Source organism: Nocardia altamirensis NBRC 108246 (genome assembly GCF_001612685.1).
Lineage (GTDB): Bacteria > Actinomycetota > Actinomycetes > Mycobacteriales > Mycobacteriaceae > Nocardia > Nocardia altamirensis.
Map to the genome: position 1 here is coordinate 13,828 of NZ_BDAY01000021.1, position 15,075 is coordinate 28,902.

At 65.7% G+C, this 15,075-nt stretch carries 6 protein-coding genes; 2 read left to right on the top strand and 4 right to left on the bottom strand.

The window, feature by feature from the left end:
• Positions 1-134 precede the first annotated feature (134 nt).
• The gene (locus NA11_RS13845) at positions 135-11,348 is read left to right on the top strand and encodes a non-ribosomal peptide synthetase (RefSeq protein ID WP_084654601.1); all 11,214 of its coding nucleotides are present in this window, start codon (positions 135-137) and stop codon (positions 11,346-11,348) included.
• A gap of 53 nt (positions 11,349-11,401) precedes the next feature.
• Here the strand turns inward: NA11_RS13845 and NA11_RS13850 are convergent, their stop codons facing one another.
• The 3 genes from NA11_RS13850 to NA11_RS13860 form a co-directional block, all read right to left on the bottom strand.
• Positions 11,402-12,058, bottom strand: coding sequence for a maleylpyruvate isomerase N-terminal domain-containing protein (locus NA11_RS13850; protein ID WP_069162273.1), 657 nt, complete (start codon positions 12,056-12,058; stop codon positions 11,402-11,404).
• 121 nt (positions 12,059-12,179) lie between these two features.
• The gene (locus NA11_RS13855; protein ID WP_069162274.1) at positions 12,180-13,286 is read right to left on the bottom strand and encodes a sensor histidine kinase; all 1,107 of its coding nucleotides are present in this window, start codon (positions 13,284-13,286) and stop codon (positions 12,180-12,182) included.
• Complete coding sequence (locus NA11_RS13860) at positions 13,283-13,936, bottom strand: response regulator (protein WP_069162275.1); 654 nt, start codon at positions 13,934-13,936, stop codon at positions 13,283-13,285. Before NA11_RS13860 ends, NA11_RS13855 begins: the two co-directional genes overlap by 4 nt.
• A 235-nt stretch (positions 13,937-14,171) precedes the next feature.
• Between NA11_RS13860 and NA11_RS13865 the strand changes: the two genes are divergently transcribed.
• The gene (locus NA11_RS13865; RefSeq protein WP_069162276.1) at positions 14,172-14,375 is read left to right on the top strand and encodes a hypothetical protein; all 204 of its coding nucleotides are present in this window, start codon (positions 14,172-14,174) and stop codon (positions 14,373-14,375) included.
• Positions 14,376-14,450: 75 nt separating this feature from the next.
• On the opposite strand, the gene NA11_RS13870 is transcribed toward NA11_RS13865, so the two are convergent.
• Positions 14,451-14,843: a nuclear transport factor 2 family protein gene (locus NA11_RS13870; RefSeq protein ID WP_069162277.1), complete on the bottom strand. Its 393-nt coding sequence runs from the start codon at positions 14,841-14,843 to the stop codon at positions 14,451-14,453.
• Positions 14,844-15,075: the final 232 nt, after the last annotated feature.

The window sequence follows — 15,075 nt, forward strand, 5'->3', positions numbered from 1 at the left end:
CCCAGCGGTGACGAAAACATCTCGGAACGCAACAAAACCGGGTTACCAGCCTGGTGGATCGACTTGCGGTGCCGCCGTTCGTGGTGGCCGCGCTGATGTTCCGGACGGAGCCGTCCGGAGAGTGAGGATCGTGAATGAACGTGCGTCGAGATGGACGCTCAGGTCGTCGTCGTGGGTCGGTGGCTCCGCCATTCGGTGATGTATTGACTGCGGCGGCGGAATCGGCTGCTGATCGGGTGGCGTTGCGATTCGAGGATCGTGAACTCACCTACCGGCAGCTGGATGAGCGTTCGACACAGTTGGCGCGCGAGTTGATCGATCGTGGTGTCGGTCCAGGGGATATCGTCGCGATCGCGATTGCCCGCAGTATCGAATCGGTGCTCACGGTGTGGGCGGTTGCGCGGACGGGTGCGGCGTTCGTGCCGGTGGATCCGTTGTATCCGCAGGATCGGATCGAGTTCATGCTTGCCGATTCGGCGGCGGTGCTCGGGCTGACCACCTCGGCGCACCGGCCGGGGTTGGGCGAAGGCATCGAGTGGCTGGTATTGGACGATCCGGTCGTGGTGCAGCGAGTGGGGGCTCGGCCGACGCATCCGTTCTGGTACGGCGATCGGGTTCGGCCGTTGACCGCGCGGCATCCGGCCTACCTGATCTACACCTCGGGCTCGACCGGTCGACCGAAAGCGGTGGTGGTCACCAGCGACGGTATGGCGCGGGTGGCGGCGGCCGGTGCCAGGTACGGCATTTCGGCAGCGTCGCGGGTGACCCATCTGAGTTCGCCCAGCTTCGATTTCTCGATTCTGGAGTTCCTGCACACTTTTGCCGCGGGTGCCACCTTGGTCATCGTGCCGCCGACGGTATTCGGTGGCGAGGAATTGGCGGCGTTGCTGAAGCGGGAGCGCGTCACGCATCTGACGATCACGCCCGGTGCGCTGGAATCGGTGCCGCTGGACGAGTATTCCGATCTACAGGCTGTTGTCTGCGCCGGCGACACCTTGAGCCCCGTGCTTGTCGATCGGTGGACCACGGCCGATCGGGTGGTGTTCAACGCCTACGGGCCGACCGAGACAACGGTGATCGTCACGACCGGGCCGGTGGCGGTGGGTGCGCCGGTGACGGTGGGGCCGGTGACCGAGGGCACCCGTGCGCTCATTCTGGATTCGCGACTGCGGATGGCGCCGGCCAGGGTGGCCGGTGAGTTGTACATTGCGGGATCAGGTCTGGCGCAAGGGTATTTGGGGCGACCGGGTTTGACCGCGGAGCGCTTTGTGGCCAACCCGTTTGCGGCGGAGCTGGGTTTGCCCGCCTCGCGGATGTATCGCACCGGTGATCTGGTGCGCCGCGGCGAGGACGGCACGCTCGAGCACTTGGGTCGTGCGGACTTCCAGGTGAAGATCCGTGGTCTGCGGATCGAGCTGGGGGAGGTCGACAGCGCGCTGTCGGTGCATCCGGATGTCGCGTTCGCGGTCACGCTCGGTCGTGCGCTGCCCTCGGGGACGACCGCATTGGTGTCGTATGTGCTCGGTCGTCCCGGAGCCACCCTCGAGCCGTCCGCGCTTGCCGATTTTGTCTCGAAGTCGTTGCCCGCCTACATGGTTCCGGCCTCGATCACGGTGCTCGACGAGATTCCGCTGACCCCGGTCGGCAAGGTCGATCGGGCCGCGCTGCCCGAACCTGTGTTCGCGGCACGGGAATTCAGGGCGCCTGCTACCCGAGCCGAGGAGACCGTCGCCGAGATCTTCGGTGAGGTACTCGGACTCGACCGGGTCGGTGCCGACGACGACTTCTTCGAGCTCGGCGGCAACTCGTTGATCGCTACCCGGATTGCGGCTCGGCTCGGTGCCGCCTTGGACATCCGGATACCGCTGCACCTGGTATTCGAGACACCCACCGTGGCCGGGCTTGCCGAACAGGTGCAGCGGCACGCCGGGTTGGCCGGTGCGGACGCGGTTCAGCAGTTGCGGCCGATGCCGCGGCCCGACCGTATTCCGTTGTCCTACGCCCAGCAGCGGATGTGGTTCCTGAATCGGTTCGATCCCGACAGCGTGGTGGACAACATCCCGATGGCGGTGCGGTTGACCGGTGCACTGGATCTGGACGCTTTGCGTGCCGCGGTGCGTGCGCTGGTCGAGCGACACGAAGTCCTGCGCACCATCTACCCCGCGCTCGACGGCGAGGGCCGTCAAGTGGTGCTTCCCATGGATGATCCGCGGGCGGTGCCGGAGCTTGTGGTGGTGGCGGCGGACCACGAGCAGCTGCGCGGGCAGGTCGTCGACACCGTTGCCGAGACATTCGATGTGACCGCGGCGCCACCGATACGGTTGCGCGCGTTGCGGATCGGTGAGACCGAGCACGTGCTGGTGTGTGTGGTGCACCATATCGCAGGCGACGGCTGGTCACTCGGTGCGCTGACCCGTGATTTGATGACCGCCTATGTCGCCTGCGCGGCGGGCACGGCTCCGGACTGGGCGCCGTTGCCGGTGCAATACGCCGACTTCAGTATTTGGCAGCGCAGTGTGCTCGGCTCGGAAGATGATCCGCAGAGCGTGATTTCGGCTCAGGCCGAGTTCTGGCGGACGGCTTTGGCCGGGGCGCCGGACGAGCTGGCGCTGCCGTTCGATCGTCCGCGCGGGGCCGCCCAATCGTTCGCCGGTGCGCAGGTCGAGTTCCGGATCGGGGCGGATCTGCACCAGCGGCTGCAGGAGGTCGCCAGGGAGCAGCAGGGCTCGCTGTTCATGGTCATGCATGCTGCGTTGGCGGTATTGCTGGCCGGCATGTCGGGCACCGAGGACATTGCGATCGGCACGCCGGTGGCTGGGCGTGGCGAGGCGGCGCTCGATGATCTGGTCGGCATGTTTGTCAATACTTTGGTGCTGCGCACGCAGGTCGGTGGCGAGCTGACCGTCACCGACTTACTGGCCGCTGTTCGGGACACCGATCTGCAGGCGTTCGCGCATGCCGATATTCCGTTCGAGCGTTTGGTCGACCTGCTTGCGCCGGAGCGCGCGCTGAACCGGAACCCGTTGTTCCAGGTGATGCTGTCGTTCCAGAACTTGCCGGAGGGTGCGTTCGAACTGCCGGGGTTGCGCGTCTCAGGCGTCGACATGGCGATGGTCACCGAGAAGTTCGACTTGTCGTTGACGATCAAGGAATCCGACGCGGCGGACGGTGGCATCTTCGCTGAGTTCTCTTATGCCACTGACCTGTTCGACGCGGCGACGGTGACGGGTCTCGCCGATCGTTATGTGCGGGTGTTGGCGTCGATTGCAGGTGATGCGCAGCGGCGGGTGCGCGATATTGATCTGCTCGATGATGCTGAGCGCGGTCGTGTGTTGTGGGCGGGCACCGGTGCGGTGTCGCCGGTGGATTCGGCGGCCACCCTGGTGTCGATGTTCCAGGCGCAGGTGGCGCGGACACCGGATGCGGCCGCGGTGACCTTCGAGGGCGAGTCGCTGTCTTATGCCGAGTTCGCGGCGCGCGCCAATCGTCTTGCTCGGCATTTGATTTCGTTGGGTGTGGGGCCGGACAAGCTGGTCGGTCTCGGGATGCGCCGGTCGCTGGAGCTGGTGGTCGGCATGTATGCGGTCAGTCTGGCCGGTGGCGGTTATCTGCCGCTGGATCCGGACCATCCGGCCGAACGCATCGCGCATATTCTCGACACCGCGCGGCCGGTGTGTGTGCTGACCACCGGTGCTGAATTCGCTGCGGTGCACGACGGTTTCGAGCTCGTCGAGCTGGATTCCCTTGATGTGTCCGGATATTCGGCGGCACCGGTGACCGATGCGGATCGGGTTGCGCCGGTGCGGTCTTCGAATACGGCGTATGTGATTTTCACGTCGGGTTCGACGGGGCGGCCCAAGGGTGTTGCGGTGTCGCACGCTGCGATTGTCAACCGTCTGGTGTGGATGCAGGCCGAGTACGGGCTTACGTCCGAGGACGTGGTGTTGCAGAAGACCCCGGCGACTTTCGATGTGTCGGTGTGGGAGTTCTTCTGGCCGTTGCAGATCGGTGCGCGTCTGGTGGTTGCGAGGCCCGAAGGGCATCGTGATCCGGCCTACTTGGCCGAGGTGATCGAGGCCGAGCAGGTGACGACTGTGCACTTCGTGCCGTCGATGATGGCGGTATTCGTGGCCGAACGTGCTGCGGTGGAGTGTGGTTCGCTTCGGCAGGTGTTTGCTTCGGGCGAGGCGCTTCCCGCGCCGACGGCGCAGCGGTTGCGGGAGTTGGCCGGTGCCAGGGTGCACAACCTGTACGGCCCGACCGAGGCTGCGGTCGATGTCACTTATCACGAGGTGATCGATGTCGACAGCGTGTCGGTGCCGATCGGTCGTGCGGTGTTCAACACGCGCGTGTATGTGCTGGATGCGGCGCTGCGGCCGGTGCCGGTCGGGGTGCGTGGTGAACTATATTTGGCCGGTGCGCAGTTGGCGCGCGGGTATGTGGGCCGCGCGGATCTTACTGCGGATCGGTTTGTGGCTGATCCGTTCGGCGCTGCGGGTGCACGGATGTATCGCACCGGTGATCTGGTGCGCTGGCTGCCAGCGGGTGAGCTGGAGTACTTGGGCCGCACCGACTTCCAGGTGAAGTTGCGCGGCCAGCGGATCGAGCTCGGCGAGATCGAGGCGGTGCTGCTGGAGCATCCTGCGGTGTCGCAGGCGGTGGCGCTGGTGGTCGAGACCGCGATCAGTCAACAGCTGGTGGCGTATGTGGTTGCCGTGTCGGGCGTTTCGGTTGACTCGGTGGAGCTGGCCCGGTTCGGTGGCGAACGGTTGCCGTCCTACATGGTGCCGCAGGCGTTCGTGTTGCTGGATGCGTTGCCGCTCACCGTGAACGGCAAGCTCGACCGTAAAGCGTTGCCGGACCCGGTGGTCGCGCCGACGGTGTCGCGCGATCCGGTCGGTCCGGTGGAATCGCAGCTTGCGGAGCTGGTCGCGCAGATGCTCGGTGTGGCGCGCGTTGGAGCCGATGATTCGTTCTTCGCCCTCGGCGGCGACAGCATCATGTCGATCCAGCTGGTGTCGCGGGCCAAGGCGGCCGGATTGCTGTTCACTCCGCGAGATGTGTTCGAGCGCAAGACTATTGCCGGACTGGCGGAGGTCGCGGTACTCGGCGAAGCCGCGACGGTGCAGCTGACCGAGCTAGCAGGCGCCGGCGTCGGCGATATCCCGCTGACCCCGATCCTGGCCAGCTCCCTCGCAGGCGGCGTGTACAACCGGTTCACCCAGAATATGGTGCTCGCGCTGCCCGACGGCATCGACCGCGCCGGTCTGCTGACCGTCCTGACCGCGGTGCTCGATCAGCACGACATGTTGCGATCCCGGGTAGCGCAGGCCGAGGGGCAGTGGCGACTCGAGACCTTCCCCAAGGGTTCGGTCGATGTCGATCCGCTGGTCGTCGAGGTCGAGGTGCCCGCAGGTGCGGACGAGGCCGAACGGCACCGGATTGCCACTGCAGCAATGGATTCCGCTCTCGAGGTGGTGGATCCGATCGCAGGCCGGATGCTCGGCTTCGCCTGGGTGCGTCGCCACGGCGCCCGCGACGCGCTGATCGTCGTTGCCCACCACTTCGTCATCGACGGGGTGTCCTGGCGGATCCTGATCCCGGACCTGGTGGTGGCCTGGTCGCAGTATGCCGCCGGTCAACAGGTCGACCTGCCCGCCGTCGGCACCTCGTTCCGCCGTTGGGCACATGGCTTGGCCGACGTGGCTACCACGGCCGATTCCGCCGATGAGCTGGCCTACTGGCGGCAGGTGCTCGCCGAGCCGGATCCGCTGCTCGGCGCGCGTGGCCTCGATCGGGCGATCGATACCTATGCCACGGTGCGGGCCGTCGGTGTCGAGGTGCCGGTGGCGGTCACCGATGCGGTGCTGACCGAGCTTCCCGCGCGGTATCGCGGCGGTGTCAACGATGGATTGTTGGCCGCGTTGGCCATTGCGGTGCGCAGGTGGCGTGCTCGTCGTGGCGTCGACGCACCGGTCACCCGGATTCGGCTCGAAGGCCATGGTCGGGAGGAGGGCGTGCTGCCCGGCGCCGATCTGACTCGCACGATCGGCTGGTTCACCAGTACGTTCCCGGTTGCGGTCGATCTGACCGGCATCGACGCGGACGCGGTGCTCGTCGATGCGGACGTGACCGCGACGGCACTGCGGTCGGTGAAAGAGCAGTTGCTTGCCATTCCGCAGCGCGGTGTCGGCTTCGGGATCCTGCGCTATCTGAATCCAGACGCCGCGCCGGAGCTGGCGGGTGTGCTCGGGCAGATCGGGTTCAACTACCTGGGTCGGATTTCGGCGGGCAAGATTCCCGAGGGCCTGACCGATGCCGGGTTCCTGCCCACCGATGAACTCGGTGCACTCAACGCCGACTTCGACCCGGCGCTGCCCGCCGACATGGTCATCGACATCAATGCGGCGGTGGTCGACACCGACGCGGGCCCGCGCATGGATGTGTCGTTCCAATTCGCCGGTCAGATTCTCGAGGAAGCCGACGTGCGGGAGTTGGCCCAGGAGTGGGTCGCCGCGCTGACCGTGCTCGCCGAGCATGCCACCCACCCCGCCGCCGGTGGTCTGACCCCGTCGGACGTGCCGCTCGTTCCGGTGTCCCAAGCCGAGTTGGATACGTGGCGTCGCGAGTATCCCGGCCTGGTCGATGTGTTGCCGTTGTCGCCGTTGCAGTTCGGCATGTTGTTCCTCATGGCGGCGATGGCGGATTCGGATGCCTATGTCCCGCAGATGGTCATGGAGCTGGCCGGTGAGTTGGATGTGGAGCGGCTGCATCGTGCGGCACAGGCGGTGCTGACCCGGCACGCGAACCTGCGCGCCGCGTTCGTCGCGGCGGCCGACGGCACGCCGGTGCAGGTGATCGCCGACGGTGTTCAGGTGCCATGGCAGGTCGTCTCCGGAGTATCCGATGCCGAACTGCCCGCGTTGCTGAACGCCGAGCAGCGGCGCGGGTTCGATCCCGCGGTGGCGCCGCTGATGCGATTCACGGTGTACCGCACCGAGTCCGGACGCTCCTACCTGTCGATGACCGAGCATCACATCCTGCTCGATGGCTGGTCGACACCGTTGTTGTTCAAAGAGATGATGATTCTCTATGCGACGCATGGGGATTCGTCGGTGCTGCCGCGGGTGCGCCCGTATCGCGACTATCTGGCGTGGCTTTCGCGCCAAGACCACCAGGCCTCGGCCCGAGTCTGGGGATCGACGCTTGCCGGAGTGCGGCCTGCGCTGCTGGCGCCTGCCCTTGTCGGACCAGAAGTTCCGGTCGACGAGGTCGGCAACTGCACCTTCGCCCTCTCGCCCGCCGACACCGCCGGATTGACCGCGTTCGCCGCCGGTGCCGGTATCACGGTCAACACGGTCGTGCAGGCCGCTTGGGGCGTTCTGGTCGCCGCATGCCTGGGTCGCGAGGACGCGGTGTTCGGTGCCGTAGTCTCGGGCCGGCCGCCCCAACTCGACGGTGTCGGCGAGATGATCGGCATGTTCGTCAACACCATCCCGGTGTGGGTGCGCTGCGATCCGGACGCGACGGTGCTCGAGCTGCTGACCGGACTGCTGACTGAGCAGTCGGCACTGCTCGATCACCATTACCTCGGTTTGGCCGATATTCACCGTGCCGCAGGCGCAGGCGAATTGTTCGACTCGCTGGTGGCCTATGAGTCCTATCCGGTCGACGCCGAGGGACTGCGGCAGGCCCACGGCTCGATCGACGGTTTGACGATCAAGAGCATGGAGGTGACCGAGTCCACCCACTACCCGGTCTCGGTGAGTGTCCTGCTCGACGACCAGCTGAAGGTGCAACTCGCCTACCGGCGCGACACCGTCGCCGAGGACACGGCAACGGCACTGACCGACTGGTTGCGAACCTTGATCGCGGAATTCGTCGCCGCACCGCAGCGCACCCTCGGCGAGACCATCCGTCAGCTGGCGGCCGGACGAAACGACCCGATCACCCAAACCCGGTACTGGCGTGCGATTTTGGCCGACATTCCGCAGCAGCTCGGCCTGCCGGTTGACCGGCAACGCACGGCGGCCCGATCGCTCGGCAGCGATCGGATGGTGTTCCCGATCGCGGCGGATCTGCACCGGCGGTTGCAGGAGGTTGCCAGGGAGCAGCATGGCTCGTTGTTCACGGTCGTGCATGCTGCGCTCGCGGTGTTATTAGCCGGGATGTCCAGCACGGATGACATCGCTATCGGTACCCCGGTGGCCGAGCGTGCTGCGGCCGCGCCCGATGACCGGGTCGGCATGCTCGTCAACACTCTGGTGCTGCGTACACGGATCAGTGGCGAGTTGACCATCGCCGAGTTGCTGGCCGCTACTCGCGACGCCGATCTGCAGGCGTTCGCGCACGCCGATATTCCGTTCGAGCGTTTGGCCGACCTGCTTGCTCCGGAGCGCGCGTTGAACCGGAACCCGTTGTTCCAGGTGATGCTGTCGGTCCCGGAGGGGGCATTCGAGCTGCCGGGGCTGCGGGTTTCGGGGGTCGAACTCGAGAACCCGGCCGAGGACGTCGACCTGTCGCTGACCTTCAAGGAATCCGGCGCGGTCGGCGGTGGCATGGTCGCTGAGTTCTCGTATGCCACTGACCTGTTCGATGCGGGGACGATTGCGGGTTTCGCCGATCGCTATGTGCGGGTGTTGGCGTCGATTGCGGGTGATGCGCAGCGGCGGGTGCGTGATATCGATCTGGTCGATGAGGTCGAGCGGTCGTTGGTGTTGCGGGGTTGGAACGAGACCGCGCATGCGGTGCCCGATCTGGTGAGTGTGCTGGATCGCTTCCAGGCGCAGGTGCGGTTGCGACCGGATGCTGTCGCCCTCGTCTTCGATTCGGGTGCTGGGGCGACGACGCTGACGTATGGGGGGTTTGCTGCGCGGGTGAACTGGTTGGCGCGCAAGCTGATCGACCTCGGCGTCGGTCCCGAGATATTGGTGGCGGTCGGTATTCGCCGGTCGGTCGACACGATGGTCGCGGTCTACGCGGTGTTGGCTGCCGGTGGCGCGTATGTGCCGGTCGATCCGGATCATCCGGCCGAACGCATCGCTCATATCCTCGACACCGCGCGCCCGGCCTGTGTGCTGACCACGTCCGGTGCCGAGTTGGCGTTGCCGGAGTCGGTGCGCCAGGTGCAGATCGACACCGTGGAGATGTCCGGTCTCTCCGATGCGCCGGTGACCGATGTGGATCGGTTGGCGCCGGTGCGGGCGGACAACACGGCTTACGTGATCTATACCTCGGGTTCGACTGGTCGTCCGAAGGGTGTGGCGGTGAGCCATGCGGCGTTGGTCAATCAGATGGCGTGGATGGTTGGTGAGCTCGGGCTGGACGAGTCCGATGTGCTGTTGCAGCGGACGCCGTTCACGTTCGATCCGTCGGTGTGGGAGATGTTTGCTCCGTTGATGGTTGGTGCGAGTGTGGTCGTCACCACGCACGAGGGCTACCGTGATCCGCGGTATCAGGCCGAATTGATCGGGCGGTACGGGGTGACCGCGATGGAGATGGTTCCTTCGCTGCTCACGGTATTCGCTGCGGAGGCTTCGGCCGACGAATGCCGTTCGCTGCGATGGGTTTTCGCTGGTGGTGAGGTGTTGCCGCCCGCGACGGTCAGCGCTTTCCGCGAGATTTCGGATGCCAAGGTGTACAACACTTACGGTCCTACCGAATTCACCATCACTGCTACCTCATGGCAGGTAGGTGAGGTGATACCTGGTTCGGTGCCGATCGGTGCTCCGGTATGGAATTCGCGGGCGTATGTGCTGGATTCGGCGTTGCGTCCGGTGCCGGTCGGGGTGCGTGGTGAGTTGTATCTGGCCGGTGCTCAGGTGGCGCGCGGGTATCAGGGTCGAGTGGATTTGACGGCGGACCGGTTTGTTGCTGATCCGTTCGGTGCTGTGGGTGAGCGGATGTACCGGACCGGTGACGTGGTGCGTTGGAACGCTTCTGGTGCACTGGAGTATGTCGGTCGTTCTGATTTCCAGGTGAAGCTGCGCGGTCAGCGGATCGAGCTCGGCGAGATCGAGGCGGTGCTGCTGGAGCACGCCGCGGTGTCGCAGGCGGTGGCGCTGGTGGTCGATACCGCGACCGGTCAGCAGCTGGTGGCGTATGTGGTTGCGGTGGATGGTGTTTCGGTTGATTCGGCGGAGTTGGCCCGGTTCGGTGGCGAGCGGTTGCCGTCGTACATGGTGCCTGCGGCGACCGTTGTGCTGGCGGAGCTTCCGCTCAACAGCTCGGGCAAGCTCGATCGAAAGGCGTTGCCGGAGCCGGTGTTCGAAGCACGGGAGTTCCGTGCGCCGGTGACGCCGGAGCAGCAGATCGTTGCGGAGGTGTTCGCGGATCTGCTCGGCGTGGAGCGGATTGGTCTTGACGACTCGTTCTTCGAACTCGGCGGCAACTCACTGCTGGCCGTCCGTGCGGCGGCGCGGCTCGGCGCCGAACTTCAGGAGGCCGTTCCGTTGGTGTGGTTGTTCACCGCACCGACGCCGGGCGAGCTGGCGGCCCAGCTGCAGCAGCGCCGGTCGGGTCAGCTCGACCTGGACGCTGCCTTCGACGTACTGCTGCCGCTGCGTTCCGCAGGCTCGGCGGAACCACTGTTCTGCGTGCATCCCTTCGGCGGCATCGCGTGGTCGTTTGCGGGCTTGGCCGCGCACCTGGACGCTGATCGTCCGATCTACGGACTGCAATCGCCTGCACTTCAGGCAACCGACGCCTCGTCCTTGCCGGAGTCGGTCGAGGAGTGGGCGCGGATCTATGTCAAGGAGATCCGGTCGGTGCAGCCGACCGGCCCCTACCACCTGCTTGGCTGGTCGCTCGGCGGTGTGCTCGCGCACGCCATGGCCGTGCAGTTGCAGGATGAGGGCGAACAGGTGGCTCTGCTGGCGATGATGGACAGCTATCTCCATGCGGAGCGGGTGCCGGGCGACGCGGACGCCGAGGCAGGCGGAATGCCGCTGCAGGAGTTGCTGGGTGGTCTGTTCGGCGACAACATGGTCGATTTGGCACTCGACGAGAGTGCGGATGTCTCGGCAATCGCCACCCAGCTGGCTGGTCTGCCGGAGCCGTTCGGCTCGCTCGGTGCCGAGCGGATCGCCTGGTTCATGCAGGCGAACGTCGACATGACCGCGTTGACGGACGGGTACCAGGCCGCGAAGTTCCGAGGCGACCTCGTGTACTTCACCGCGGCCGAGGAGGCTCCTGCCGCCACGGCGGGAGCTGCGACGTGGTCGAGCGCAGTGGCGGGCACGGTCAACGATCACCCGGTGCCTGCGACGCACTGGCGGATGACCGACCAGGCCGCGCTGACGCGAATCGGATCCGTGTTGAACGAGTTCTGGCGCAAGCGCGCACAGTGACTCGGTGGACCACCCCGCTATCCGTGCGTTGCGGGGTGGTTCGAACGGTGTGGTCAGCCGAGGATCAGGGGAAGGGTGATGGGGAGGTCGGCCATGGCGAGTTTTTCGGCGTCGGTGGGAATACGGCGGCCGGTGCCGACGAGGAGGGCGTCTTTGTCGGACATTGTTGCGGGGAAAGGGGTTCCGGCGATCTGGTCGAGCATTTCGCGGGAGCGGGCCAGGGATTCGGCGGGTGGGTCGGCGAGTTCGGGGAGATGGGCGATGAGGTCGAGGTGGTGCAGTGTCCATTCGAGGACGTAGGCGGAGAGGTAATCGCCTGCGGTGAGGACTTGGTCGCAGGTGCTGACGAGGATGGTCGGGTCGACGAGGGTGGCGGCGCGGCCCGCAGCCGAGCCGACGTCGTCGAGATGGAACTTCAGCAGGCCCGGTTCCTGGTAGGCGGCGGCGAGCCGGACGATCAGCGCGTCGAGCGGATCGTCGCCGGTGGGCGGAGTGTCGGAGATGTTCCAGTAGGTCACGGCGTTGCGGGTCGGCGCCGAATCTGCGGGCGTGACGAGGGTGATCAGGACGTCTTGGGCGTCGATGATCAGGTGGCACACCAGGTCCCGGACGAGCCAGCCGGTGCAGCCGGATGGCATGGCGAAGTCGTGATCGGGGAGTTCGGCGACCGCGGTGCGCAACGCTGTCCATGAGCGTGAGAAGAGGTCCACGGCCGCAAGTTAGCAGTGCATGGTCGTCCTGGCGAATTTTTTCCATGGATCACCAAAGCCTCGTTCAGGAGCGCACTTTCGACCTCTGTCCGAAGCCGTCGACTTGGCCGGCGTCTGCTGATCACGGCCGCGCATCGGCGGAGCGAGGTATCCGGAGTTCCAGTCGGAAGCCACCATCCGCCTCGTGGTGGGTGCGCAGCGTCCCGTCGAGCAGTTCGGCGCGCTCGGTCAGCCCACGCAGCCCGTGCCCGGCGCTCGGCAGCGTCATCGGGGTGTGCTGACCCGCGGTGTTGCGCACGATCACCGTGACCTCGGTCGTGTCGGCCGTGAGCGTCACGGTCACTGCGGCGCCCGGCGCGTGCTTGCGGACGTTGGTGAGTGCTTCCTGCACGGTGCGGTAGATCGCCCGCTGGGTGGCCGCACCGAGATCGTCGGGCATGGCGCCGATCAGCGTGACGTCGATGCCGCTGTCGTGCAACAGTTTCGGCAGATCCGCGACGGTGGGTTGCGGGGTGAGCGCGCCGCCGTTGGTTCCGGAGGCGCGCAGCACGGTCACCATATGCCGTAGTTCGTCCAGGGTTTTGGCGCTGAGCTCTCTGATCGTTTCCGCAACGCCAACGGTTTTCGGGTCGGGACTGCTCACCTCGAGCGCGCCTGCCTGGATGGCGATCATGCTGACCTGATGCGACACCACGTCGTGCATCTCGGACGCGAGCTCGGCGCGGTCGCGGGCGAGTGCGGATTGGATGCGAAGGGCGTCGCCTTCTTCGCGCGCCGCGGTCAGCTCGGCGATCTTGTCCTGCAACGCGACTCGGGAGCGGAGCAGCCTGCCGAGCACCGCAGGCGCGATCGCGGAGAGGACCCGGGTGATGATGATGACGGTGAACATGTCGAGCGGAATATGTTCCCAGGCAACGGAATACCGCACGACGATGAAGACGACCGCCAGGATGATCGTGCAGACGACGACGGTCAGGCTGCGCTTGCTGTGCCTGCCGACGGTGTAGATCGCGACCGAGGGGATGAGCAGCGAATGCCACGCGGCCGGGATGGTGCACAGGAACGTCAGCACCGGAAACCGCCGCCGCCAGAGCAGCGCAACCACACCGAATGCGGCCGACAGATGCTCGGGCAGCGAGGTCGGCATCTGCGGCACCAGCCAGACATCCAGCACGGACAGTGGTATCGGTAGGAGATACAGCAGCACCCGATACCACGGTGTTGTCATGTCTGTGGTCCGTCGACCAGCCCGGCCTGTTGCGCGATCAGTGCCGCCTCGACTCTGGTGCCGACGCCGAGCTTGGCCAGGATCGCGCTCATATCGTCCTTGACCGTCCCGGTGCTGTGCCGGATCAGCCCGGCGATCTCGCGGTTGGAACGCCCGGCGGCGACGTGCCGCAGCACTGTCTGCTCGCGTTCGGACAGTTTGGCGACCGCGGCGACGGCCGAGGAGACCGCCTCGGCGGCCGAGAACCCGCGGATCACCGATCGGGTCAGCGTCGGCGACAGCACAACGCCGCCCGCGGCCAGGCTTTTCACCAGCGTCACGAGTTGGCGGGGATTGGTGTCCTTGAGCAGGAATCCGGCGGCGCCGAGCGTGAGCGCCTGCAGGACGTATTCGTCGGCGTCGAACGTCGTCAGCATGGCGACCACGGGCGGATTCGCGCGCGTCAGCACCTCACGCAAAATGGTGAGGCCGTCGACGTGGGGCATGCGAATGTCGAGCAGGACGACATCGGGGTGGTGGCGGTCGATTTGTGCCAATGCCGTGACGCCGTCAGCGGTGGCGACCACGTCGATATCGGCATCCTGTCCGAGAATCAGCTCGAATCCGGACCGGACGAGCGCCTCGTCGTCGATCACGATGACTCGAATCATGCCTGGGAACAATACTGTAGTTACCGTCCGGCTACACAGCCATGGTTGAAGCAGCCAGTTGGCGGTGCGGAAATCAGACCTTACGGCGACGCGCCGGTTGTCCGATTGCACATACGGTTCGCCGGGTACGTGTTCAGCCCGGCCGAGCCACCCCCGATCGGCCCGGTTCTGAAAGGGATCGCGTCATCGCTCGATCGATGCGTGGCTGCGCGATCCTCGCTAGGAAGGAAACACCATGCCCGACAACGCATCCGCCGCCTCCCACCTCGCTACCGCCGCACATCCCGCCGACACCAAGATCATTGCCCGACTGACCGAGCCCGCGCTGCGTACCCTGCTCAACACCGCACAGGATCTCTCCGCGAATTCCATCGGCCTGCTCCTCGATTGTGCCGAGCATCTGCACTTCCACCAGTACTCGGACCAGCTGACCGCCTAACCACAGCTTGGAAAAAGCCTTGGGCCGGGACTGGTAAGTCCCGGCCCAAAGTGTCGATCAGGGGTAGCGATCTATTTACTGGGATGCGCCGAGCGCGGCGAGCATGGCGGGGGTGTCGAGGTAGTTGTCGAAGCCGGCGACGCGGCCGTCACGCAGGTGCCAGATGTGGATCTGCGCGACGTCGAAGGCGACACCGTCCTTGGTCTTGCCGACGCCGCGGCCCATCATGACGACGTCGTCGCCCGCGGCGAAGATGTTGTCCGGGATGGTGTTGGGTTCGACATGGGCGAGCATCGTGGTGAAGTAGGTGGCAGCGCCCTCGTATCCGACATGTCGACCACCCCACGGCAATTGCTCGGCCTGTTTTATCTCGATATCCGGATCGAAGAGTCGCTCGATAACTGTGAAATCGAGTTCACCGAATGCCTGGTACACCTGGGTGACGAGGTCGAGATTGGTTTGGGACACTGAAGGGGCTCCTCGTGGGATGAATCGTGTAGAACACCAACATCTTTGCCGTTCGGCGCCGGTGTCGCTACATGAAGAAGGAGTCATTTTGGCATCGACGTCACGGTGCGGGCGGCGGTCATTCGACGGCGATTCCGAGTACCCAGTTTGCCACCGTTGAACCACGAATTTTCCGGCGTCGAACAATCGTGGCCCGCAGGGGGTGCCGCGGCGTCCGGAAATGTTGTCGCCG

Bases quoted from the DNA above. Each gene is read 5' to 3' on its own strand.
- NA11_RS13845 (WP_084654601.1), top strand. From the start codon at position 135: ATGAACGTGCGTCGAGATGGACGCTCAGGTCGTCGTCGTGGGTCGGTG.
- NA11_RS13855 (WP_069162274.1), bottom strand. From the start codon at position 13,286: ATGACAACACCGTGGTATCGGGTGCTGCTGTATCTCCTACCGATACCA.
- NA11_RS13860 (WP_069162275.1), bottom strand. From the start codon at position 13,936: ATGATTCGAGTCATCGTGATCGACGACGAGGCGCTCGTCCGGTCCGGA.
- NA11_RS13865 (WP_069162276.1), top strand. From the start codon at position 14,172: ATGCCCGACAACGCATCCGCCGCCTCCCACCTCGCTACCGCCGCACAT.